We start from the raw sequence: 23565 nt of genomic DNA on the forward strand, positions 1-23565 counted from the left end.
AGTCCAAGGGCTGGGTGGATCGGTCTGACACCTGTATCGACCAACCCGCCCCCGACTTGAGGCCCGCGCGCCCTCCCCGCCCGCCCTCTCCAGCCCGCGCTTTCAGCGGCGGAAGATCAGCGCTTGTTCAGGCCCTGTAGCTTGGCAAAGGCCGAGGCCATGGCGCCGGCCGCCTCGGGCTGGCGGTTACCGCCGCCCTGCCCGCCCGAGTAGCCGCCGCGCGGGCCACCGCGGGCAGGCTCGTAGCGGTTGTCGCGCGGGCCGTCCCGGCGGGCCGGCGCGGCGTCCAGCTTCATGGTCAGGCTGATGCGCTTGCGCGCCACATCCACTTCCAAGACCTTGACCTTGACGATGTCGCCGGTCTTGACCACCTCGCGCGCGTCGTTGACGAACTTGTGGCTCAGCTGGCTGACGTGGATGAGCCCATCCTGGTGCACGCCCAGGTCGACAAAAGCGCCGAATTGCGCGACGTTGGACACCGTTCCCTCCAGAACCATGCCTTCCTTCAGGTCGGCAATGTCGTCCACGCCCTCGTTGAAGCGCGCCACCTGGAAGTCCGGGCGCGGATCGCGGCCCGGCTTTTCCAGCTCACCCAGGATGTCCTTGACCGTGATGACGCCGAACTTCTCGTTGGCGAACAGCTCGGGCCGCAGGGTCTTGAGCATGTCGGCCCGGCCCATCAGGTTCGCCACCGGCTGGCCGGTCTTGGCGATGATCTGCTCCACCACCGGGTAGGTTTCCGGGTGCACGCCGGTCATGTCCAGCGGGTTGTCGCCGTCGCGGATGCGCAGGAAGCCCGCCGCCAGCTCGAAGGTCTTGGCGCCCAGGCCGCTCACCTCCAGCAACTGCTGGCGGCTCTTGAACGCGCCGTGCGACTCGCGCCAGCGCACCACCGACTTCGCGACCGAAGCCGACAGGCCCGACACGCGGGTCAGCAGCGGCACGCTGGCCGTGTTCAGGTCCACGCCCACGCCGTTCACGCAGTCTTCCACCACCGCGTCCAGGGTGCGCGCCAGCTCGCTCTGGTTCACGTCGTGCTGGTACTGGCCCACGCCGATGCTCTTGGGGTCGATCTTCACCAGCTCGGCCAGCGGGTCCTGCAGGCGACGGGCGATCGACGCCGCGCCGCGCAGGCTCACGTCCACGTCCGGCATTTCCAGCGCCGCAAACTCGCTGGCGGAATAGACCGAGGCGCCCGCCTCGCTCACCACCACCTTCTGCACGCCCTCGATGCCCGCCTTGGCCAGCATCTTGATCAGGTCGCCGGCCAGCTTGTCGGTCTCGCGGCTGGCGGTGCCGTTGCCAATGGCGATCAACTGCACGCCGTGCTGGCGGCACAGCAGCGCCAGCGTGTGCAGCGCGCCGTCCCAGTCGCGGCGCGGCTCGTGCGGGTACACCGTGTTGGTGGCCACCAGCTTGCCGGTCGCGTCCACCACCGCCACCTTCACCCCGGTGCGGATGCCCGGGTCCAGGCCCATCACCGCCTTCTGGCCGGCGGGCGCGGCCAGCAGCAGGTCGCGCAGGTTGTCGGCAAACACCTTGATCGCCACCGCCTCGGCGCTCTCGCGCAGGCGGGTGAACAGGTCGCGCTCGGTGCTCAGGCTCAGCTTCACGCGCCAAGTCCAGGCCACGCACTTGCGGATCAGGTCGTCCGCCTTGCGCGCCTGGTGGCTCCAGCCCAGGTGCAGGGCAATCTTGCCCTCGGCCAGCGACGGCTTGCCCGGCTCGGGCTCCACCGGCTGCACCAGCTTCACGTCCAGAATTTCCAGCGCCCGGCCGCGGAACACCGCCAGCGCGCGGTGCGAGGGCACGCGGCCGATCGGCTCGTCGTATTCAAAATAGTCGCGGAACTTGGCGACGTCCGGGTTGTGCTCGTCCTTGGTCGCCACGCGCGTGCTCTTGAGCAGGCCCTCGGTCCACAGCCATTCGCGCAGGCTTTGCACCAGCGCCGGGTCTTCGGCCCAGCGTTCGGAGAGGATGTCGCGCACCCCGTCCAGCACCGCCTGCGGCGTCGAGAAGTCCGCGCCCGGCTTGCCGTCGTCCAGCACCTCGGGCGGCTTGGTGAAGGCCGCCGCCTCGGCCAGCGGGTCCAGCGTCGGGTCGGCAAACAGCTTGTCGGCCAGCGGCTCGATGCCGAATTCCCGGGCGATCTGCCCCTTGGTGCGGCGCTTGAGCTTGAACGGCAGGTAGATGTCTTCCAGCTCCTGCTTGGTCGGCGCCTGGGCAATCGCCACACGCAGCGCGTCGGTCAGCTTGCCCTGCTCGTCAATCGCCTTCAGCACGGTCGCGCGGCGGTCTTCCAGCTCGCGCAGATAACCCAGGCGGTACTCCAGCTCGCGCAGCTGGGTGTCGTCCAGCCCGCCGGTCACTTCCTTGCGGTAGCGGGCGATGAAGGGCACCGTCGCCCCCCCGTCCAGCAACTCCACCGCGGCCAGCACCTGCCGCGCCTCAACCCTGATCTCCTGCGCGATCTGCGCGATGATTTTCTGCATGTCCCAAGGGGCGCCAGCGGCCCGGTTTCAACGAAGCGGGCGAGTTTGCCACAGGGGTGGGAGGAGGCCTTGGGAAAGAGCCCTTAGGCGCGAAAAGCTTGTAGTCCTATTCTCGGCCGCATCAACTCGAAGGCGTGAACGACGCACAAGAACCAATTTACTCTGAGCGAAACTCAAATAGCCTCGTCTTGTTTGGATACCGCTGAGAAAACACCTCTTTATACATACCCCCACCAGCCCCTCCGGGCCCACCAATCGTTCCTTCAATATCAAAAGCAAACACGTGACGAATCAAATTTTCGCAAGCTTTACGAGCCTCAAGCGCTGCCTTCTCATCGATTGGCTGCAGCTTATGCATCCAATCATTTCTCCTCTTTCGCACTACACCTAACTCCTCATACACCCCCGAGGGCAAGAGCCGTAAGAGATATAGAGACTCAATCATGACTGAAGCAGTAAACGAGTTAGGACCCGTCAACCGATCCTTTCTTTGCTTAGAAAGACCAATCTCCGAGTGCTCCTTTTCCGATGACAAAAGCCTGTTCCAAAGAACATTGATTGACGCCTCAATCGCGGCCCAATATAGAATTAATGCCTCCGAGAATCGCCGCTCCAAAAAATGAGTCAATGAGAAGGAATACAGTTCAACTAGCTGAAACAATCCCTCGGAATCTAGAACCACCTTTCGAAGATCCTCAAGCGAGCGCCTAGCCACGCGCTCTGATAACGGATACCAATATTTAAAGTCAGGATCAAGAGTTCTTATCGGATCCGTTACGTCGTAACCACGTAGCATTTCGCTAATACGGTTCGGACGCGAAGCATAAGACGCACAGTTTTCAAGTATCCTCCGAGCATTATCCAGCAGCACCGCGTGAATTTGGATCAAACGAAATGCCATCTCTTGAAGCTCCTTTTCTCGAACTTCTAAATTCGCAGCACTAAGTCTTCTCGACCCTTCAGGAGAATCCTCATATCGATAGATAATAACGCCATTTCCTTTGAATTTCTCCATATCAAACCGCACCAAGCCATTCTGAAGAATATAGGCAACAACACCCAGTCCAATATCTTCAGAAAACGCGACAACTCTATGACCGTTCACTGTTTCAAGCAGGGGTTTGTTCGGCATAGGACTAAGCGTCCCAAACCAATACTGGGTGAGATAACCAAAGCAAAATGGGGCAATAGTTTCAGTAATTTTCGCCATAAATCTCTTCTTAGGAAATAGTCAGCATATTGCCATTGTGGGGTGAGGTCTCGCCTTTTTCCTAGACCAAAATCACGGCAAGCCACTTCTCACGACAGTTCGACCCCACCTTTCGGCTGTACCGACAAGCAGTGGTCATAGCCTCATCGGCTCCAAACTTATCCGATAGTTTTACGCTCCGCGACCAACTATGCAATTTGTTGTCACAGGCTTGGAGCAAGCGCCTGACAGTTCATGAAACGCATACGTTATAGGTAGTAACCAAACCCAGCATGCAGAACGACTTGTTCGGATCACAGCCCGCGCAACCTGCCACACGACCGAAGCCGTCTGATATCGCACACAGCTCGATTGACGATGACAACGCCGCGCCAGCCCCATCCCGCCGCCGCTCCACCGAAGTCCTCCCCCTTCCCCCCGACGACACCACCCGCGCCCTCGCCACCCGCCTGAACCCGCGCATCCGCCTGGGCGCCTCGACCTGGAGCTACCCGGGCTGGGCCGGCATCGTGTGGAACGAAGGGCCGTACACCGAGGCGGTGCTGGCCAAGAACGGCCTGGCGGCCTACGCGCAGCACCCGCTGCTGCGCTGCGTGGGCATTGACCGGTCGTTCTACCGCCCGCTGACCGAGGGGCAGTACGCGCGCTACGCGGGCCAGGTGCCCGACGACTTCCGCTTCGTGGTGAAGGCGCCGGCGCTGGTGACAGACGCGCTGGTGCGCGGCGAACAGGGCCAGGGCCGCCAGCCCAACACGGCGTTTCTGGACCCGGTGCTGGCCACGCAGGAGTTCATCACCCCCGCGCTGGCGGGGTTGGGCGACAAGGTGGGCGCGCTGGTGTTCCAGCTCAGCCCGCTGCCGTTTTCGCAATTGCAGCGCCTGCCGCTGTTGCTGGAGCGGCTGCGCGCCCTGCTGCGGGCGCTGCCCGATGTGCGCGGCGCCACGCCCGACGGCGTGGTGGCGGTGGAGGTGCGCGACCCGGAATGGCTCTCGCCCGCCATCGCGCCGCAGCTGGCGGCCGTGCTCAAGGAGACCGGCGCCACGTATTGCCTGGGCCTGCACGCCAAGATGCCGCGGCTGGCCGAGCAGTTGCCCCTCCTGCGCGCGCTCTGGCCCGGGCCGATGGTCTGCCGCTGGAACCTGAACCCGCTGCACGGCGCCTACGGCTACGAGGACGCGCAGCGCTCCTACGAGCCCTACGACCGCATCCACGACGTGGACGCCGAAACGCGCGCGCTGATCGTGCGCACGGTGCGCGGCGTGACGGGCGCGGGGCAGAACGCCTACGTGACGATCAGCAACAAGGCCGAGGGCTGTGCGCCGCTGTCGGCGCGAGCGCTGGCGGAGGGCTTGGCGGCCGGGGAAGCGCCGGGCCGCTGAATCAGCCCGCCTGCCTGTGCCGCACGGGGAAGGCGTGCGGGCGGTGGCGCAGGGTGACCCAGGTCAGCGCCAGCGCGGTCAGCGCGCCGGACGCCATGCCCGCCACCATGGGCAGCGGCTGGCCGTTGGCGAACAGGCCCACGACGCCCATGGCCACCGCGCCGCAGAGCATCTGCAGCGTGCCCATGAGGGCCGATGCGGTGCCCGCGATCGCGCCGTGCGCTTCCAGCGCCAGCACGGACACCGTGGGAATCACCAGCCCCATGAAGGCGCTGGCCACGAAGTAGAGCGACACCAGCACCAGCAGCCGGTCGCCACCGCCGAGGTAATAAGCCAGCAGCGTCGCCATCACCACACCGCAGGCGGTGACGGCCCCCTTGGCCAGCGGCGCCAGCCCGAAGCGCCGCCCCAGCGGGCCGGTGAATTGCGCGGAACCGATGAAGGCGGCGGCGTTCAGGCCGAAGGCCAGGCTGTACTGCGTGGGGCTCAGGCCGTAGTGGTTGATCAGCACAAAGGGCGAGCCGGCCAGGTAGACGAAAAAGCCCGCCATGGCGAAGGCGCCGATGAGCACCAGGCCCAGGTAGTGCCGGTCGCGCAGCAGCACACCGTAGGCGCGCAGCGCACTGCCCAGGCTGCTGTCCACGCGCTCGGCCTCGCTGCGCGTTTCGGCCAGCGCGCCGCGCACCAGCAGCATGCCGGCCACCGCCGCCAGCGCCACCACCCAGAACACGCCGCGCCAGCCGGTCAGCGCGATCACGCCGCTGCCCGCCAGCGGCGCGAGGATGGGCGAGACGCTGAACACCAGCATCAGCAGCGACATGAGGCGCGCGGCCTCGGCGCCGGTGTGCAGGTCGCGCACGATGGCGCGCGGAATCGCCATGCCGGCCGCGGCGCCCAGGCCCTGCAGGAAGCGCAGGGCCACCAGGGTGTGGATGTCGGTGGCCAGCGCGCAACCGATGCTGGCCAGCGTGAACAGGGCCAGGCCGGCGTAGAGCGGCGGCTTGCGGCCCACCATGTCGGACACCGGGCCGTAGAGCAGCTGCCCCAGGCCGATGGACAGGAAGAACGCGGTGAGGGTGAGCTGCACCGCCCCCACCTCGGCGCCGAGGCTGCGCCCGATGTCGGGCAGCGCGGGCAGGTACATGTCGATGGCGAAGGGGCCGATGGCCGAGAGCAGGCCCAGGACCAGGGCCATCTTGAGATAACGGGAAAGCATCGGCGGATTGTCGCGGCGCAGCAAAAATGCCGCCCGGCTCAACCGGAACAACCTTGCCGCGCGGAGGCCAGCCTCAGTCGAACAGCGAGGGCTGACCGCCGGGCTGGTAGCCCTCGATGGCCAGCAGGCGCCATTTGGTGAGGGCGCCACCGCTGGCCGAGAAGCCGCCGGCCTGGCCGCCCGCCGCCAGCACGCGGTGGCAGGGCACGACGGGCGCGAACGGGTTGGCGCCCATGGCCTGGCCGATGGCGCGGGCCATGTTTCTGTCGCCCATCTCGGCGGCAAGCTCGCCGTAGTTCAGCACCTGCCCGGGCGGAATGGCGCGGGCCCGTTCGTACACGCGCTGCAGGAAGGGCGTGAGGCGCGACATGTCCAGCGGCAGGTGGCGCAGGTCGGCCGGCCGCTCACCGCGCAGGGCGGCTTTGAGTTCGGTGATGGCCGACTGCACCACGGGCGGCGGTTCGGCCTCGGGCACCGGCGCTGGCAGATTGCGCAGCAGCCGCTGCCGCGTGCCCTCTGGCGTGGGCTCGGGCAGCTGCACCGCGGTGATGCCCGCCGGCCCCCAGGCCATGCCGCACACGCCGATGGCGGTTTCGAACAGGGTGTGGCCGGCGGTGCTGTCCATTTCGGAGGTCAGCCCGCCCGCAGCGCCTGCCGCAGCCCTTCTCCGATCTCGGGCCGCTCCGCAAACGGGTCCGGCGGGTTGGTGCCGGCCACGATGGCGTCGAAGCGGCTCTGCGCGTTGCCCAGCGCCTTGGGGTGGCTGTAGATGTAGAACTGGTCGTGCCGCATGGCGTGGAACACCATCTCGGCCACCTGCGCGGCGGTGACCTTGCCCGAACTCACGGCCTTGTCGCTCATGGCCTGGCCGATCAGCTGGCTCTGCGTGGGCTTCTCGTCTGAGAGTTCGGCGGGCTTGTTGCGGTGGCTCTGGCTGATGCCGGTGGGCACGAAGTACGGGCAGAGCACGCTGGCACCGATCTGGTCCGTCACCAGCTTGAGGTCCTGGTAGAGCGTTTCGCTCAGGCTGACGACCGCGTGTTTGCTGACGTTGTAGATGCCCATGTTGGGCGGCGTCAGCAGGCCGGCCATGCTGGCGGTGTTGACGATGTGGCCACGGTAAGCGGGGTCGGCCTTGGCGGCGGCCAGCATCATGGGCGTGAACAGACGCACGCCGTGGATGACACCCCAGACGTTGACGCCCAGCACCCACTCCCAGTCCTTGACGGAGTTTTCCCAGACCAGGCCGCCCGAGCCCACGCCCGCGTTGTTGAAGACGAAGTGCGGCGCGCCAAAACGCTGCTGCACGGCCTGGGCCAGCGCGGCCATCTGCTCGGCGCTGGACACGTCGACCTTGCGGGCCAGCACCTGGGCGCCGGCCGCTTCGAGTTCGGCCTGGGCCTTGTCGAGTGCGTCGGGCTGCACGTCGACCAGCACGAGGTTCATGCCCAGCTGGGCGCCGATGCGCGCGCATTCGAGGCCGAAGCCGGAGCCGGCGCCGGTGAGCACGGCGGTCTTGCCTTGGAAGTCAGTGATCACGTCTTGTCTCCTTCTGTGGTGTCTTGTGTCAGCGGCGCAGCATCTCGATGTGAGGGATGCCGTCCTCGATGTAGGGCTTGTCGTCCGACACGAACCCGTGCCGGTTGTAGAAAGCTTCGAGGTGCGCCTGCGCGCCGATCCGAATGGGCTGCGGGCCCCAGAGCGTCTCCAGCAAACGCACCGACTCGGCCATCAGCGCGTGGCCGATGCCGCCGCCACGCGCGGCCGGCGCGGTGACCACGCGGCCGATGCTGGCCTCGGCAAAGGCCACACCGGGCGGCACCAGGCGTGTGCTGGCGTGCAGGTGCGGGCTGCCGTCCGTATCGACGACCTCGCCGAGCACGTGCAGGCACTGCGTGTCCAGCCCGTCCATGTCGAGGAACACGCAGGCCTGTTCGACCACAAACACCTCGCTGCGCAGGCGCAGCAGGCGGTAGAGGGTGTCGGCGCTCAGCGCGTGGAATGGCAGGCAGCGCCACTGCAGGGCGGCGCCGCGGGGGAAAACGGTGGTTCCGGTCAAGCTTTCACTTCCTTCAGTACATACCCGATGCGGGGGAAATGTACGTGCAGGCGGCCGGCCCGGTCGTCGGTGCGCGCCAGCGTGTAGTGGGTGCGCGTGGCGGCCACGAGCGTGCCCTCGGTGGTTTCGGTGCCGAAGCTCAGCGCCGCCACGGTGACGCGGCTGCCCAGGGTGATGCCGTGGTCGTCCTGGAAGGCTTCGTCGGGCAGCGGGGCCGGTTCGGCCGCGGCGGCGACGGTGATCGCCTCGGTGGACGTGAGCTTGGAGGGTTTGCCGTGGCCGATGGCGGCCATGCGGTCCATCCAGGCCAGCACGCCGGGCGTGGCGTCCAGAATGCCGGCCATGGCGGGGTTGACCACGCGGGTGAACCACAGCGGGTGGTAGGCGGCGAAGTCGGCGATGCAGGGCGCCTCGCCCAGCAGGAAGGGCTGCTCGTGCAGCATGTTCGCCAGGCGGCGCAGGTGGCTGCGGTAGGCGCTGGTGGCGTCGCCCGGGCGCAGGCTGGTCATGCCGGCGCGCATGGCGCTGCGGTCGACCGCGAAGGCCTGCGCGGCCTCGGGCGGCTGGTTGGCAAACAGGGCGGCCGCGCCCTTGGGGCTGAGCGTGTAGCCCATGGCCGGCCAGAACAGATCCGTGTCGGCCCACTGCGCGACGATGCGCGCCAGACCTTTGAGGTGCTCCGGGAACAACGCCGGCTCGGGTTGCAGGTGTTCGAGCACCGTGGCGATGAGCGCCGTGTCGCAATAGATGTCGGCCCCGATCTGCAGCAGCGGCGTGCGGCGGTAGCCGCCGGTCAGCGCCACCACGTCGGGCTTGGGCATGACGCTGGGGATGTACACGCTCTGCCAGGCCAGCCCCTTGAAGCCGAGCATGAGCCGCGCCTTTTCGGCAAAGGGCGACATGGGGTAGTGGTGCAGGATGGGCGTGGTCATGGTGTCTCCCTCGGGTGGATGGCGTCAGCGGGGTTGGGCGCGGGCGATGATGGTGGCGAAGTCGGTGCCCGCGCCGAGCGAACCGAAGCTGTGGCCCCAGTGCCCGGCCAGGCGCGAGTCGCAGAAGGCGGCGAACACGGCGGGCGGCGCGGTCTGCGCCAGCAGCGCGGCCTGCACCGCCAGCGCCACGTCCTGTGCGAGGCGCCGGGCTTCCATCTCGGTGGCCATCAGCTCCACGCGGGTGGGCAGGCTGGCGGCCAGGTGGTCCAGCGCCGGGTGCATGCCTTGGGCGGGCGCGAGTTCCTTGGCCAGCGCCGCGACCGCATCCGCCTTGCGCAGTGCACGCAGCAGGTCCAGCGCCATGATGTTGCCCGCGCCTTCCCAGATGCTGTTGACCGGCATCTCACGGTAGATGCGGGCCATGATGCCTTCGCCGCCCTCTTCCACATAGCCGTTGCCGCCCAGGCATTCCATGGCTTCCTGCGCGAAATAACTGCCGCGCTTGCAGATCCAGAACTTGGCCACGGGCGTGAGCAGGCGCTGCATCACGCGTTCGTGCTCGTCGGTGGGGGCGCGGTCGAAGCTGCGCGCCAGGCGCAGGGCCAGCGCGGTGGCGGCCTCGGATTCGAGCGCGAGGTCGGCCAGCACGTTCTGCATCAGCGGCTGCTCGATCAGCGCCTTGCCAAAAGCCTTGCGCTGCGTGGTGTGGTTGAGCGCAATGGACAGGGCCTGGCGCATGAGCGCGCTGGTGCCCAGGGCACAGTCCAGCCGCGTCATCGTGCCCATGGCCAGGATCTGCGGCACGCCCCGGCCCTCTTCACCCACCAGCCAGGCGCTGGCGCCCGCGAACTCCACCTCGCTGCTGGCGTTGGCCTTGTTGCCCAGCTTGTCCTTCAGGCGCTGGATGAACAGCTGGTTGAGCGAACCGTCGGGCAGCACGCGCGGCAGGAACAGGCAGCTCAACCCGCTGGGCGTCTGCGCCAGGATGAGGAAGGCGTCGCACATCGGTGCCGAGAAGAACCACTTGTGGCCCGTCACCTTGAAACGCTGGCCCCAGGCGTCCGAGCCATCGGGCACGGCCTGCGTGGTGTTGGCGCGCACGTCCGAGCCGCCCTGCTTCTCGGTCATGCCCATGCCCATGGTCACGCCGGGCTTGTCCTTCCAGAGCTTCAGGGCCGGGTCGTAGGCGCGGCTGGTGAGCTGCGGCGCCCAGTCGGCGTAGATGGCCGGGTTGTCACGCAGCGCGGGCGTGACCGCATAGGTCATGGAGATCGGGCAGAGGATGGACGGCTCCAGTTCGGTGAAGAGCATGAAGGCCGCGGCCCGGTTCACATGCGCCGTGCCCGAGGCCTGTTCGGCGTCGGAGAACGGTGTGCCGTGCAGGCCCGCCGCCGTGGCCGCCGTCATCAGCACGTGGTAGCTGGGGTGGAACTCCACCTGGTCGATGCGGTGGCCGAAGCGGCTGTGGCTCCTGAGCTGCGGCGTGAACACATTGGCCAGCCGCGCGTGCTGCTGCATCTCGGCGCTGCCGACCTGCTGGCCCAGCGCGCTCAGGTGGGTGGTGACCAGCGCCGGCGCGTTGAACTTCAGCGCGTCCTGCATCGGCCGGTTGCCGTCGAACAGGTTGACGTCCACCAGCGGCTCGGGCTGGTTGAAGACTTCGTGGGTCGTGTTCATGCCAGCCTCCGCGCGGTGACGTCAGATCAGCTTCACCAATTGTTTGCCGAAGTTCTTGCCCTTGAGCAGGCCCATGAACGCCTCGGGCGCGTTCTCCAGGCCCTGCGCAATCGTCTCGCGCGGGCGCAGCTTGCCCTGCGCCACCAGCGTGCCGAGTTCGGTCAGCGCCTCGGGCCAGACCTCCATGTGCTCGCTGACGATGAAGCCTTCCACCTTGAGGCGGTTCACCAGGATCAGTGCCGGGTTGGCCAGGGGCAGCGGCTGGCCGTCGTAGCCGGCGATCATTCCGCAGACGGCGATGCGGCCGAAGGCGTTCATGCGCAGCAGCACGGCGTCCAGGATCATGCCGCCCACGTTCTCGAAGTAGCCGTCGATGCCGTTCGGGCATTCCTGCTTGAGCGCCTTGGCCAGGCTGTACATGTCCTTGTGCAGCTTGTAATCAATGCAGGCGTCGAAGCCCAGTTCGTTCACGGCGTAGGCGCACTTCTCCGGCCCGCCTGCGATGCCGACCACGCGGCAGCCGCGCGCCTTGGCCAGCGCGCCGAAGGCGCTGCCCACCGCGCCAGTGGCGGCGCTGATGACCACGGTCTCGCCGGCCTTTGGCGCGATGATCTTCACCAGCCCGTACCAGGCGGTCACGCCGGGCATGCCGACCGCGCCGAGGTAGTAGGACAGCGGCACGTGCGTGGTGTCCACCTTGCGCAGCGCGCCGGGCTGCAGCGCGTCGACCACGCTGTACTCCTGCCAGCCGCCCATGCCCACGACCTGGTCGCCGCGCATGAACTTGGGATGGCGCGACTCGACCACCTCGCCGACGGTGCCGCCGATCATCACCTCGCCCAGCGGTTGCGAGGCGGCGTAGCTCTTGCTGTCGTTCATGCGGCCGCGCATGTAGGGGTCCAGGCTCAGGTAGTGGTGGCGCACCAGCACCTTGCCGTCCTTGAGCGGCGCGGTTTCGGTGGTGACCAGCCTGAAGTTGTTCACGGTGGCTTCGCCCTCGGGGCGGTTGTCGAGCAGGATCTGGCGGTTGGTGGCCATGGTGTGTCTCCTTGGAATGTTCAGGGGGCGGGGCGGCGCAGCGTGGGCAGGCCGACGCCGGCGGCGTCGAAGCCGCCGTCGACCGCCAGCACCTGGCCGTTGACGTAGCTGGCCTGCGGACTGCACAGGAAGCCGACCGCGTGGGCGATCTCTTCCAGGCTGCCGTAGCGGGCCAGCGGGATGGTGTCGTGGTAGTCCGCACGGATGGCGGGGGTGTGCACCTTCTTGGCCATCTCGGTTTCCACCGGGCCGGGCGCGATGGCGTTGACGCGGATGCCGGCGTTGCCATATTCGACCGCCTGTTGGCGCGTGAGGTGGATCAGCGCGGCCTTGGACGTGCCGTAGGCCACGCGCAGCGTGCTGGCGCGCAGGCCCGAGATGGACGCGATGTTGACCACCGCGCCGCCACCGCTTCTGAGCATCAGCGGCGCACAGGCCTGCACGCACAGGAAGGGGCCGTCGAGGTTGGTCGCCATCACCCAGCGCCATTCGTCGAACGTGGTCTCGCCGATGGGCTTGAAGGTGGCGACGCCCGCGTTGTTGACCAGGGCGTCGAGCCGGCCGAAGGTCTGCTCGATGCGCTGCACCGCGCTGGCGACCTGGGCCGGGTCGGACACGTCGCCGTGGATCACCAGCAGGTCGCTCGCGCGCGCACCGAGTTCGGCGCGCAGGGTGGCCTCGGTGGCGGTCAGGGTCGGCGCGTCGTTGTCGATCACCGCGACCCGGTAGCCCTGGTGGAAGAACCAGCGCGCGATGGCCAGGCCGATGCCGCGGGCGGCACCGGTGACGAAGGCGACGGGTTTGTGTTCGTTCGTCATCAGTCGGTCTTCAAGGTGTTCAGGGCCTGGGTGCCCTTGCCCACCGGCAGGCGCGGCACGAACTTGAAGGTGCCGGTGGCGTGGGCGCAGAGCTTGCCCGCCGCGTCCACGATGCGCCCTTCGGTGAAGGCCATGGTGGGCGTGCGGTGCAGCAGCGTGCCGTGCGCCGTCAGCGCGCCCTTGGCGGGCCGCATGAAGCTGGTCTTCATCTCCACCGTCACACAGCCCATGGCCGGCTCGACCGAGCGCGCCGCGTGCGCCATCACGACGTCCAGCAGCGTCATGCTGGCGCCGCCGTGCACCACGTTGAAAGAGTTCTGGTGCTCGGGCTTGGGGTCGAAGCGGATCGTGGCTTCGCCACCCTCGAACTGTTGCAGTTCGAAGCCGAGCAGCTCGACGAAGGGGATGCGGACAGAGAACTGCACTCAGCCTCCGGTGATCACGGACACGCCGCCGTCGACGGCGAGCCACTGGCCGGTGATGTGCTTGCCCGCGTCGGAGGCGTAGAGCACGGTCAGGCCCTTGAGGTCTTCGTCGTCGCCCAGGCGGCCCAGCGGCGCGTGCGCGGCCAGCTGCTCCTCGCCCATGGCCTTGAGCGTGCCCTGGGTCATCTTGCTCGGGAAGAAGCCCGGGCAGATGGCGTTGACGCGGATGCCATGCGCGCCCCACTCGGCGGCCAGCGCGCGGGTGAAGTTGATGACCGCGCCCTTGGAGGTGTTGTAGGCGATGGTGTTCATGCCGCGCGGGTTGCCGCCCAGGCCGGCGATGGACGCGGTGTTGATGATGCTGCCCTTCTTGCGCGGGATCATGCTGCCCTTGGCGATGAGCTGGCTGAGCAGGAAGTAGCTGCGCACATTGAGGTTCATCACCTTGTCCCAGGCCTCGAGCGGGTGGTCCTCGGCGGGTGCGCCCCAGGCGGCGCCCGCGTTGTTCACCAGGATGTCCACGTCGCCCACGCGCTGCAGGGTCTCGCTGGTGAGGCGGCGGATGTCTTCCTCGTGCTGGCAGTCGGCGGCGATCCAGCGCGCGTCGATGCCGGCGGCCTGCAGTTCGGCCGTGGCCTCTTCCAGATCGGTGGCCTTGCGCGAGCTGATCACCACGCGCGCGCCGGCCTCGCCCAGGGCATGGGCCATCTGCAGGCCCAGGCCGCGCGAGCCGCCGGTGATGAGCGCCGTCTGGCCCTTGAGGTCGAACAGTTGCTGGATGTTGCGGGTCATGTGATGTCTCCTGTGGATGTGTGGAATCAGAAAGCGTCTTCGGCCAGATCGGCGCAGGTCAGGTCGCGCGTGCGCACCACCTGCAGCCAGGCGCCGATCTTGGGCAGTTCGTAGTGGAAGAAGAAGCGGGCCGCGGCCAGGCGGCCGGTGCGCGCAGGACTGTCTTCGGCAGCGTGCGCGGCCAGGGCCACGTCGAGCGAGATCCAGGCCAGCACTGTGTGGCCGAAGGCCTGCAGGTAAGGCACGGCGTTGGCCAGCGCCTCGGTCGGGTTGGCGGTGGCCCAGGCGGCCTTGGTGGTGGCGCCCACGTCCTGCAGGGCCTTGCCCAGAGCGTTGGCGTGCGCGGCGAGTTCGGGGATCTGGATCGCGCGTTCGATGGTGGCGTTGACGCGGCCGGCCAGCAGCGCCAGACCCTTGCCGTTTTCCATGAGCACCTTGCGGCCGAGCAGGTCCATGCCCTGGATGCCGTGCGTGCCCTCGTGGATCATGTTCAGGCGGTTGTCGCGCCAGTACTGCTCGACCGGGAAGTCGCGCGTGTAACCGTAGCCGCCGTGCACCTGGATCGCCAGGCTGTTGGCTTCCAGGCACCACTCGCTGGGCCAGCTCTTGGCGATGGGCGTGAGCACCTCCAGCAGCAGGCGCGCGTCGTCGGCGGCTGCGGGCGCGCCCGTGTGCTGTTCGTCCACCAGACGGGCGCAATAGAGTTCGAGCGCCAGCGCGCCTTCGGCGTAGCTCTTCTGGGCCAGCAGCATGCGCTTGACGTCGGCGTGTTCGATGATGCGGACCTGGGGCGCAGCCGCATCCTTTCCGCCCGCGCCCATGGGCCGCCCCTGCGGGCGGTTCTTCGCGTAGTCGAGCGACGCGTGGTAGCCCGCCATGCCCAGCATGGTGGCGGCCATGCCGACGCCGATGCGGGCCTCGTTCATCATGTGGAACATGCACTGCAGGCCCTTGCCGGGCTGGCCGACGAGATAACCGATGGCGCCAGAACTGCCCCGCACCGGGTACTTGCCTTCGCCGAAGTTCAGCAGCGTGTTGGTGGTGCCGCGCCAGCCGCACTTGTGGTTCAGGCCGGCCAGCGCCACGTCGTTGCGTTCACCGGTCAGCTGACCGTCGGTGTCCACCAGCTTCTTGGGCACGATGAACAGCGAGATGCCCTTGACGCCCGGCACCAGCTTGCCGTGTTCGTCGGGGATCTTGGCCAGCACCAGGTGGACGATGTTCTCGGTCAGTTCGTGCTCGCCGGCGGAGATCCACATCTTGTGGCCTTTGAGGCGGTAGCGCGGACCCAGCGGATCGCCTTCAAAGTCCGCCCCATCCGGCACGGCGCGCGTCGCCACGTCGCTGAGGCTGGAACCGGCCTGTGGCTCGGACAGGCACATGGTGCCCGACCAGCGGCCCGAAAACTCGTTGAGCGCAAACACCTGCTTCTGCAGATCGCTGCCGTGTGCCATCAGCAGGTTGGCGTTGCCCACCGACAGCATGCCGCTGCCGATGGAGACCGAGGCCATCGCGAAGAACGCGTTGGCCGCCGCCTCCACCGTGTAGGGCAGCTGCATGCCGCCGACTTCATAGTCCTGCGCCGCACTCAGCATGCCGCTCTCCGCGTAGGCCTTCTGCGCATCGTGCGTGGCCTGCGGCAGAACCACCTTCTCGCCGTCGAAGTGGGGCTCCTGCGTGTCCACCAGCCGGTTGAACGGCGCGTACTTCTCGCGCGCGATGCGCTCGCAGGTGTCGAGCACCGCATCGAAGGTCTCGCGGCTGTGGTCGGCGAAACGTTCGCGCTGGTTCAGGCGCTCGACCGACAGCCAGTCGTTGAGCAGAAAGTCGATGGTGGGGCGCAGGCTCATGGTCGGCGGGAACGGTGAGGTTGACGGCTTATTGCGGTTCGATCCTGGCGTCCTTGATGGCCTTGGCCCACTTGGCGGTTTCGCTCACGCCGCGCCTGGCCAGGTCTTCGGGCGTGCCCGGCTCCACGACAAAACCGATGCCGGCGAACTTGTCCTGCACTTCCTTGCTGTTGGCCGCGGCGTTGGCCGCCTTGTTGAGCTTGGCGATGACGTCGGCCGGCGTGCCGCCGGGCACGTACATGGCGAAGTAGGCGATCAGTTCGTAGTCCTTGAGGCCCAGGGCTTCGTTGACCGTGGGCAGCTCGGGCACGGCGGGCGAACGCTTGGTGGAGGTGACGGCCAGGCCGCGCACCTTGCCGGCCTTGACCTGCGGCAGCATCACCGCGAAGTCGGCGCTGAACATCTGCACCACGCCGCCGATCAGGTCGGTCATGGCGGCGGGGCCGCTCTTGTAGGGCACATTGGTCAGCTCGATGCCCGCCATGCCGGCGAGCATCTCGGTGGAGACCAGCTGAGAGGTGCTGGCGCTGGCGAAGTTGATGCTCTTCGGTTTGGCCTTGGCCAGGTCCACCAGTTCCTTCAGCGTCTTGGCCGGCACGTCCGGATTTACCGCGATGATCAGCGGCACCGAGCCCATGTAGGCCACGGGTGCGAAGGCTTTGTCCTGGTCGTAGGGCAGCTGCTTCATCAGGCTCTTGAGCGCCGCGTTGGTGCTGTTGGTGCCGATCAGCAGGGTGTAGCCGTCCGGAGCCGCCTTGGCCACCGCGTCGGCGCCCAGCATGCCGTTCACGCCCGGCTTGTTGTCGATCACGATGGGCTGGCCCAGGGCCTCCTGCATCTTCTGCGTGAAGGCGCGGCCAATCTGGTCGGTGGCGCTGCCGGCGGCGAACGGCACCACGGCCTTGATCGGCCTGTCGGGCCAGGCCTGCGCGAGGGCGGCGGTGCAGGCCAGCGTGGCCGCGGCGGCGGCGATGACTCGGGTCAGGGTTCGCATCGTCTTGTCTCCTTGTGTTGTGAATCGGAATTCAGTCGTCCAGCGGCAGGTCCAGGATCGCCGCGCTCAGGGTCTTGCCGTGTGCGTCCAGCGCCAGCGAACGGGTGACCCCACCGGCCAGGGCATCATGCATCACGAAGTGCACGGCGTGCAGCTGCGGCAGCACGAAGCGCTGGACCCCGCCGCCCACCACACCCGCGAAATGCGCCTGCACGCGCCCGGCCGTCAGCAGCCGCTCCAGCAGGGGAAAGTCTGCCGGGTCCAGCGCGATCACGCTGAGCGTGGCGCGGTTGCCCTTGTCGCCGGAACGGGCCAGCGCGATGTCCCGCAGGATGCGGCGCGGTGTCGTCATGCCGCCCACTCCAGCACCTCCACGCGGGTCTGCACCGCCTCGCGCGGGATCAGCGTGGAGGCCACCGCCACCACCTCGCGCACCGACTGCGTGACGCCGCCACCGGCCGCCGGGCCATTGAGGTAAAGAGCCTCCACCTCCTCGCCCACGCGTTCGGCCTGCGCGCGCGTGGCGCAGCGCACCGCCAGTCGCACGCGCACCTCGTAGGGCTCGCGGTCGCTGCCCAGCGCGGCACCGTGCATGGCGTTGACGCCGATGAGTTCGGCGCGGTGCTCGCACCCGGCCAGCGACGGCAGCAGACCAGTGTCGGCGAGGCGATGGCGCAGGATGTCCAGCGCGAGGTCGCCGCGCGCGCGGGCACCCGGTCCGGCGTAGGAAATCTGGCCTTCGCCGATGAAGCCGTCGGTGTAGCCCAGGCTGACCTTGAGCTGTTCGGGCCGCGCGCGCCCGCTGGCACCGTCCACCCGCACGCGGTCGTCGCCCAGCTCGGTGAGGCCCACCTGTGAGAAGTCGCCGGTCACATCGGCCTGCAGGTAGGCCGCCGGGTCTTCCACCTCGTAGAGCAGCTGCGCCGTGCAGCTGAGCCGGTCCACCCGGCCACCGGTGCCCGGCAGCTTGGTGACGACCACGCCGCCGTCGGCATCCACCTCGGCGAGCGGAAAGCCCACGCGGTGCAGCCCGGGCACGTCCACCCTGCCCGGGTCGGCCAGGTAACCACCGCTGACCTGGGCCGCGCATTCGAGCAGGTGGCCCACGGCCAGACCCTTGCCAAGCAGCGGCCAGTCGTCGGCCGCCCAGCCGAAGTGCTGCATCAACGGCGCGAGGAACAGCGAGGGGTCTGCGACACGACCCGTGACGACCACATCCGGCTTCGCCGCCAGGGCCGGCAGCAGCGCGTCGGCACCCAGGTAGGCGTTGGCGGAGACCAGCCGGCCGTCGAGCGAACGCACCGTGTCGTCGCTGTCGAGCAGCGGCGCGTCGTTCTGTCGCACCCAGTCCAGCACGTCGTCGCCCAGCACCACCGCCACGCGCAGCCGCGGCAGCTGCAGCTCGCGCGCCACCGCCAGCGCGGCGTGCCCGGCAGCCAGCGGGTGGGCCGCGCCCATGTTGGTGACGATGGTGGTGCCCTGCTTCAGGCAGGCCGGCAGCACCGCGCGCAGGCGTGCGGCCAGCAGCGGGTCAAAACCCTGAGACGGGTCGGCGCGGCGGCGCAACTGTGCCAGCGCGATGGTGCGCTCGGCCAGGCACTCGAACACCAGCACGTCGAGCCGCCCGCGTTCGGCCAGGTCGAGGGCCGGATCGATCCGGTCCCCGGCATAGCCTGCGCCTGCGCCGATCCGGTGGGGCCTCACGATTCGGGTCTCCTGCGCGGACCGGCGGTGCGACGGTTTACAGCACTTCGAAGACGCCGGCGGCGCCCATGCCACCACCGATGCACATGGTCACGCAGACGCGCTTGGCACCGCGGCGCTTGCCTTCGATCAACGCGTGGCCGGTCAGGCGCTGGCCCGACACGCCGTAGGGGTGGCCCACGGCGATGGCGCCGCCGTTGACGTTCAGGCGATCACCCGGAATGCCCAGCTTGTCGCGGCAGTAGATCACCTGCACGGCGAAGGCTTCGTTGAGCTCCCACAGGTCGATGTCGCTGATCTTCAGGCCCAGGCGCGACAGCACCTTGGGGATGGCGAACACCGGGCCGATGCCCATTTCGTCGGGCTCGCAGCCGGCCACGGCGAAGCCCAGGAAGCGGCCCAGGGGCTGCAGCCCCTTTTTACTGGCAAGGGCCTCGTCCATCACCACGCAGGCGCCCGCACCGTCGCTGAACTGGCTGGCATTGCCGGCGGACACCAGGCCACCCGGCAGCGCCGAGCGAAGGCCGTGGATGCTGTCGAAGGTGGTGCCGGGACGGATGCCTTCGTCGTTCTCGACCGTGACCTGCTTGGTCATCAGGCCCATGACCTTGTCGGCCACGCCGGCGGTCACGGTGATGGGGGCGATCTCCGCCTTGAACAGACCGGCTTCCAGCGCGGCCGCGGCCTTCTGCTGGCTGGCGGCGCCGTATTCGTCCATGGCGTCGCGGCCGATGTTGTAGCGCTTGGCCACCTGTTCGGCGGTCTGCAGCATGTTCCAGTAGATCTCGGGCTTCTGCTTCTCCAGCGCAAGGTCCTTGAGCATGTGCTGGTTCATCTCCTGCTGCACGCAGGAGATGCTTTCCACACCACCGGCCACGTAGACCGAGCCTTCGCCCGCGATGATGCGCTGGGCGGCCAGGGCGATGGTCTGCAGGCCCGAGGAGCAGAAGCGGTTGACGGTCATGCCCGAGACGGTGATGGGCAGGCCGGCCTTGAGCGCGATCTGGCGCGCGATGTTGGCGCCGGTCGCGCCCTCAGGGTTGGCGCAGCCCATGATCACGTCTTCGACTTCGGCGGCGTCGATGCCGGCGCGCTGCACGGCGTGCTGCACCGCGTGGCCACCGAGCGTGGCGCCGTGGGTCATGTTGAAGGCGCCCTTCCAGCTCTTGGTCAGGGGCGTGCGGGCGGTGGAAACGATGACGGCGTTGGTCATGATGGGTTCCTCAAATCTGGATTCGTGCGGTCATCAGAAAGTCTTGCCTTCGGCGGCGAGCTTCGCCAGCAGCGGCGCAGGCTGCCAGAACTTCGCGTCGTCCAGCGGGTTCTTGGCGAACCGCTTCATGGCCTGGACCACATTGAACAGGCCCACCTCGTTGGCGTAGTTCAGAGGGCCGCCACGGTGCACCGGGAAGCCGTAGCCGAAGATGTAGACCACGTCGATGTCGCTGGCCTTGTTGGCGATGCCCTCTTCCAGGATGTGCGCGGCTTCGTTGACCAGCGAGAACACCAGGCGCTGCACGATCTCTTCGTCGGAGATCTTGCGCGGCGTGATGCCCAAGGCCTTGCGGTGCTCTTCGATCATGGCCACCACCTCGGCGTTCGGAATCGCGTCGCGCTTGCCGGGCACGTAGTCGTACCAGCCGGCGCCGGTCTTCTGGCCGAAGCGGCCCTTCTCGCACAGCAGGTCGGCGGTCTTGCTGTACTTCATGTCCGGCTTTTCCTGGTAGCGGCGCTTGCGGATCGCCCAGCCAATGTCGTTGCCGGCCAGGTCGCCCATGCGGAACGGGCCCATGGCCATGCCGAACTTCTCCATCGCCTTGTCGACCTGCTCGGGCGTGCAGCCCTCGTCGAGCAGGAAGCCGCCCTGGCGGCCGTACTGCTCGATCATGCGGTTGCCGATGAAGCCGTCGCAGACGCCCGAGACCACGGCCGTCTTCTTGATCTTCTTGCTGATCGCCATCACCGTGGCCAGCACGTCCTTGGCGGTCGCGTCGCCGCGCACCACTTCCAGCAGCTTCATCACGTTGGCCGGGCTGAAGAAGTGCATGCCCACCACGTCCTGCGGGCGCTGGGTGAAGTTCGCGATCTTGTTGACGTCCAGCGTCGAGGTGTTGGAGGCCAGGATGGCACCGGGCTTCATCACGCGGTCGAGTTCCTTGAACACCGCTTCCTTGACGCCGATCTCCTCGAACACGGCCTCGATCACCAGGTCGGCCGAGCCGATCTCGTCGTAGCTCAGCGTGGTGGACAGCAGGGCCATGCGCTGCTCGTACTTCTCCTGCTTGAGCTTGCCCTTCTTGACCTGGGCTTCGTAGTTGCTGCGCATGACGCCGACACCGCGGTCCAGCGCTTCCTGCTTCATCTCCAGGATCTTCACCGGGATGCCGGCGTTGAGGAAGTTCATCGAGATGCCGCCACCCATGGTGCCGGCACCGATGACGGCGACCTTCTCGATCTTGCGCTGCGGCGTGTCTTCCGGCACGTCCGGGATCTTGCTGGCGGCGCGCTCGGCCGTGAACAAATGGCGCAGCGACTTGCACTCGGGTGTCCACATCAGGTTGATGAAGATCTCGCGCTCGAACACCATGCCGTCGTTGAACTTCTTCTTGGTCGCGGCTTCGACCGCGTCCACGCACTTGGCGGGCGCCGGGAAGTTCTTGGCCATGCCCTTGACCATGTTGCGCGCGAACTGGAAGTAGGCGTCGCCGTCCTTGTGCTTGCAGGGCAGGTTGCGCACCAGCGGGAAGGCGGAGCCGTCGGCGTGCTTCGCAGCCATCTCGCGGGCGAAGGCCAGGGCCTCCTCGGCCAGCGACTCGGGCGAAGCGGCCAGCTTGTCGAACAGCTTCTGGCCCGGCAGTTGGGCCAGCATCTCGCTCTTCACCGGCTCGCCGCTGACGATCATGTTCAGCGCGGCTTCCACGCCCAGCACGCGCGGCAGGCGCTGCGTGCCACCGGCGCCAGGGATCAGGCCCAGCTTCACCTCGGGCAGGGCCACGTTGCAGCCGGGGGCGGCGATGCGGTAGTGCGCGCCCAGCGCCAGTTCCAGGCCGCCGCCCATGCACACGCTGTGCACGGCCGCGATCACCGGCTTGGAGGTGTTCTCCACGCGCAGGATGACGGAGAGCAGGTTGGGTTCCTGGATCGCCTTGGGCGAACCGAACTCGCGGATGTCGGCGCCACCGGAAAAGGCCTTGCCGGCACCGGTCAGCACGATGGCCTTGACCGCCGCGTCGTTCTCGGCCTTCTCCAGGCCGTCGACGATGGCCTGGCGGGTGGACAGGCCCAGGCCGTTGACCGGCGGGTTGTTCAGCGTGATAACGGCGACGGCGCCGTGGACCTGGTACTCAGCGGTCATGGGGTCTCCTCTGGGGTGAAACGGGAAAACAGTTCAAAAAACGAACGGTCGTGCGATTTTAGGAAATTTGTGCGGCGCCGCAATGACCCTCTGTCGCTTGGGGGTCAGACCTCCAGCCATTCCTTGCGGGTGTAGGGGTCGGCGCGCAGGCTGTCGGGCGTGCCCTCGAACACGATGCTGCCGTGGCCCATGACCAGGGCGCGGTCGGAGATCGCCATCGCGATGGTCAGCTTCTGCTCGATCAGCAGCACCGAGATGCCACGGGCCTTGAGCTTCTGCAGGTACTCGCCCACCAGCTCCACGATCTTGGGCGCCAGGCCCTCGGTGGGCTCGTCGATGATGATCAGGTCGGGGTCGCCCATGAGGGTGCGGCACAGCGTGAGCATCTGCTGCTCGCCGCCCGAGAGCACGCCGGCCTCGGTGTGCTGGCGCTCCTTGAGGCGCGGGAACATGGCGTACATGTCGTCGAAGCCCCAGCGCGAGCCCTTGCCACTGCCCTTCTGGCCCAGCAGCAGGTTCTGGTGCACGGTGAGCTTGGGAAAGATGTCGCGGTTCTCGGGCACATAGCCAATGCCACGGTGCGCGATCTCGAAAGGCTTGTGGCCCCGGATGGCCTCGCCCTTCCAGTCGATCGTGCCCTCGCAGTCGACCAGGCCCATGATGGCCTTGGCGGTGGTGGAGCGGCCCGAGCCGTTGCGGCCCAGCAGCGCGACGATCTCGCCCTGCCCGACCCCGAAGGACACGCCGTGCAGCACATGGCTCTTGCCGTAGTAGGCGTGGAGGTTCTGGATCTTCAGCATCTCTGCAGCCTCCTTCAATGGCCGGCCGAGGCGGCCTGCTCGTCGGCGAGCACCGAGCCCAGGTAGGCCTCCTGCACCTTGGGGTTGGCGCGCACGGCCTCGGGCGTGTCGAAGGCGATCACCTCGCCGTAGACCACCACCGCGATCTTGTCGGCCAGGCCGAACACCACGCCCATGTCGTGCTCGACGGTCAGCAGGGTCTTGCCCACCGTCACCTCGCGGATCAGTTCGATGAAGCGGCTGGTCTCGCTCTTGCTCATGCCGGCCGTGGGCTCGTCCAGCAGGATGACGTTGGCCCCGCCGGCGATGGTGATGCCGATTTCCAGCGCGCGCTGTTCGGCGTAGGTCAGGTTCATCGCCAGGGTGTCGTGCTTCTTGTCGAGCCGGATCATCTTCATCAGCTCTTCGGCCCGGTCGTTGGCGTCGGTCAGGTCGGCCAGGAAGCGGAACAGCGTGTAGCGGTAGCCCAGGCTCCAGAGCACGCTGCAGCGCAGGTTCTCGAACACGCTGAGCTTGGGGAAGATGTTGGTGATCTGGAAGCTGCGCGAGAGGCCCAGGCGGTTGATCTCGAAGGGCTTCTTGCCGTCGATGCGCGTGCCGTTGAGGATGACCTCGCCGCTGGTCGGCGCGAAGCGGCCCGAGATCAGGTTGAACAGCGTGGACTTGCCCGCGCCGTTGGGGCCGATGATGGCCACGCGCTCACCGGCGCGCACGGCCAGGTTGGCGCCGCGGATGATTTCGGTCTTGCCGAAGCTCTTGCGCAGATCGCGCAGCTCCAAAGCGTAGCCACCCGAATGCACATGGCTCATGGCCTGCTCGTGCGG

General features: G+C 67.5%; 21 protein-coding genes. 1 reads left to right on the forward strand and 20 read right to left on the reverse strand.

Annotated features, from left to right (window positions below):
* Positions 1-116: 116 nt before the first annotated feature.
* Together RCO38_RS09630 and RCO38_RS09635 are read right to left on the reverse strand one after the other, a co-directional pair.
* On the reverse strand, positions 117-2492 hold the full coding sequence (locus RCO38_RS09630) for a Tex family protein (protein WP_308328096.1): 2376 nt from the start codon (positions 2490-2492) through the stop codon (positions 117-119).
* 157 nt (positions 2493-2649) lie between these two features.
* A complete protein-coding gene (locus RCO38_RS09635) occupies positions 2650-3702 on the reverse strand; it encodes a hypothetical protein (protein ID WP_308328097.1) in 1053 nt (350 codons plus the stop codon).
* A 272-nt stretch (positions 3703-3974) separates the two neighbouring features.
* On the opposite strand from RCO38_RS09635, the gene RCO38_RS09640 reads away from it, so the two are divergent.
* Positions 3975-5081, forward strand: a complete 1107-nt coding sequence (locus RCO38_RS09640; RefSeq protein WP_308328098.1) for a DUF72 domain-containing protein — start codon at positions 3975-3977, stop codon at positions 5079-5081.
* A 1-nt stretch (position 5082) separates the two neighbouring features.
* Here RCO38_RS09640 and RCO38_RS09645 read toward each other — a convergent pair whose 3' ends face one another.
* From RCO38_RS09645 to RCO38_RS09730, 18 genes are all read right to left on the reverse strand, one after another.
* On the reverse strand, positions 5083-6297 hold the full coding sequence (locus tag RCO38_RS09645; RefSeq protein ID WP_308328099.1) for a multidrug effflux MFS transporter: 1215 nt from the start codon (positions 6295-6297) through the stop codon (positions 5083-5085).
* 73 nt (positions 6298-6370) lie between these two features.
* Complete coding sequence (locus RCO38_RS09650) at positions 6371-6922, reverse strand: methylated-DNA--[protein]-cysteine S-methyltransferase (RefSeq protein WP_308328100.1); 552 nt, start codon at positions 6920-6922, stop codon at positions 6371-6373.
* Between the two features lie 8 nt (positions 6923-6930).
* Positions 6931-7836 carry an SDR family oxidoreductase gene (locus RCO38_RS09655; protein WP_308328101.1) on the reverse strand — a complete coding sequence of 302 codons (906 nt, stop codon included), beginning with the start codon at positions 7834-7836 and terminating at the stop codon, positions 6931-6933.
* A gap of 28 nt (positions 7837-7864) precedes the next feature.
* Entirely contained in the window at positions 7865-8356 is a 492-nt protein-coding gene (locus RCO38_RS09660) for a GNAT family N-acetyltransferase (RefSeq protein ID WP_308328102.1), read from the reverse strand.
* Positions 8353-9288 (reverse strand): glutathione S-transferase family protein, encoded by a 936-nt coding sequence (locus tag RCO38_RS09665; protein ID WP_308328103.1) that lies wholly within the window; start codon positions 9286-9288, stop codon positions 8353-8355. The genes RCO38_RS09660 and RCO38_RS09665 overlap by 4 nt, the downstream gene beginning before the upstream one ends.
* A 24-nt stretch (positions 9289-9312) precedes the next feature.
* A complete protein-coding gene (locus RCO38_RS09670; protein ID WP_308328104.1) occupies positions 9313-10965 on the reverse strand; it encodes an isovaleryl-CoA dehydrogenase in 1653 nt (550 codons plus the stop codon).
* Positions 10966-10986: 21 nt separating this feature from the next.
* Positions 10987-12003 carry an NADP-dependent oxidoreductase gene (locus RCO38_RS09675; RefSeq protein WP_308328105.1) on the reverse strand — a complete coding sequence of 339 codons (1017 nt, stop codon included), beginning with the start codon at positions 12001-12003 and terminating at the stop codon, positions 10987-10989.
* Between the two features lie 20 nt (positions 12004-12023).
* Positions 12024-12821, reverse strand: coding sequence for an SDR family NAD(P)-dependent oxidoreductase (locus tag RCO38_RS09680; protein ID WP_308328106.1), 798 nt, complete (start codon positions 12819-12821; stop codon positions 12024-12026).
* Positions 12821-13246 (reverse strand): PaaI family thioesterase, encoded by a 426-nt coding sequence (locus RCO38_RS09685; protein WP_308328107.1) that lies wholly within the window; start codon positions 13244-13246, stop codon positions 12821-12823. Before RCO38_RS09685 ends, RCO38_RS09680 begins: the two co-directional genes overlap by 1 nt.
* Complete coding sequence (locus RCO38_RS09690) at positions 13247-14038, reverse strand: SDR family oxidoreductase (RefSeq protein WP_308328108.1); 792 nt, start codon at positions 14036-14038, stop codon at positions 13247-13249.
* 26 nt (positions 14039-14064) lie between these two features.
* Complete coding sequence (locus RCO38_RS09695; protein WP_308328109.1) at positions 14065-15888, reverse strand: acyl-CoA dehydrogenase; 1824 nt, start codon at positions 15886-15888, stop codon at positions 14065-14067.
* 28 nt (positions 15889-15916) lie between these two features.
* A complete protein-coding gene (locus tag RCO38_RS09700; protein ID WP_308328110.1) occupies positions 15917-16882 on the reverse strand; it encodes a Bug family tripartite tricarboxylate transporter substrate binding protein in 966 nt (321 codons plus the stop codon).
* Between the two features lie 31 nt (positions 16883-16913).
* A complete protein-coding gene (locus RCO38_RS09705; RefSeq protein WP_308328111.1) occupies positions 16914-17234 on the reverse strand; it encodes an AtuA-related protein in 321 nt (106 codons plus the stop codon).
* On the reverse strand, positions 17231-18586 hold the full coding sequence (locus RCO38_RS09710) for an acyclic terpene utilization AtuA family protein (protein ID WP_308328112.1): 1356 nt from the start codon (positions 18584-18586) through the stop codon (positions 17231-17233). Before RCO38_RS09710 ends, RCO38_RS09705 begins: the two co-directional genes overlap by 4 nt.
* 37 nt (positions 18587-18623) lie before the next feature.
* Positions 18624-19799, reverse strand: coding sequence for an acetyl-CoA C-acyltransferase (locus tag RCO38_RS09715; protein WP_308328113.1), 1176 nt, complete (start codon positions 19797-19799; stop codon positions 18624-18626).
* Between the two features lie 33 nt (positions 19800-19832).
* Positions 19833-21941 (reverse strand): 3-hydroxyacyl-CoA dehydrogenase NAD-binding domain-containing protein, encoded by a 2109-nt coding sequence (locus tag RCO38_RS09720; RefSeq protein ID WP_308328114.1) that lies wholly within the window; start codon positions 21939-21941, stop codon positions 19833-19835.
* A gap of 104 nt (positions 21942-22045) precedes the next feature.
* Positions 22046-22741 (reverse strand): ABC transporter ATP-binding protein, encoded by a 696-nt coding sequence (locus RCO38_RS09725; protein ID WP_308328115.1) that lies wholly within the window; start codon positions 22739-22741, stop codon positions 22046-22048.
* Between the two features lie 14 nt (positions 22742-22755).
* Complete coding sequence (locus tag RCO38_RS09730) at positions 22756-23550, reverse strand: ABC transporter ATP-binding protein (protein ID WP_308328805.1); 795 nt, start codon at positions 23548-23550, stop codon at positions 22756-22758.
* Positions 23551-23565: the final 15 nt, after the last annotated feature.

Origin of the sequence: Hydrogenophaga pseudoflava (genome assembly GCF_031020795.1) — a bacterium.
In the GTDB taxonomy this organism is placed as follows: Bacteria; Pseudomonadota; Gammaproteobacteria; order Burkholderiales; family Burkholderiaceae_C; genus Hydrogenophaga; species Hydrogenophaga pseudoflava_A.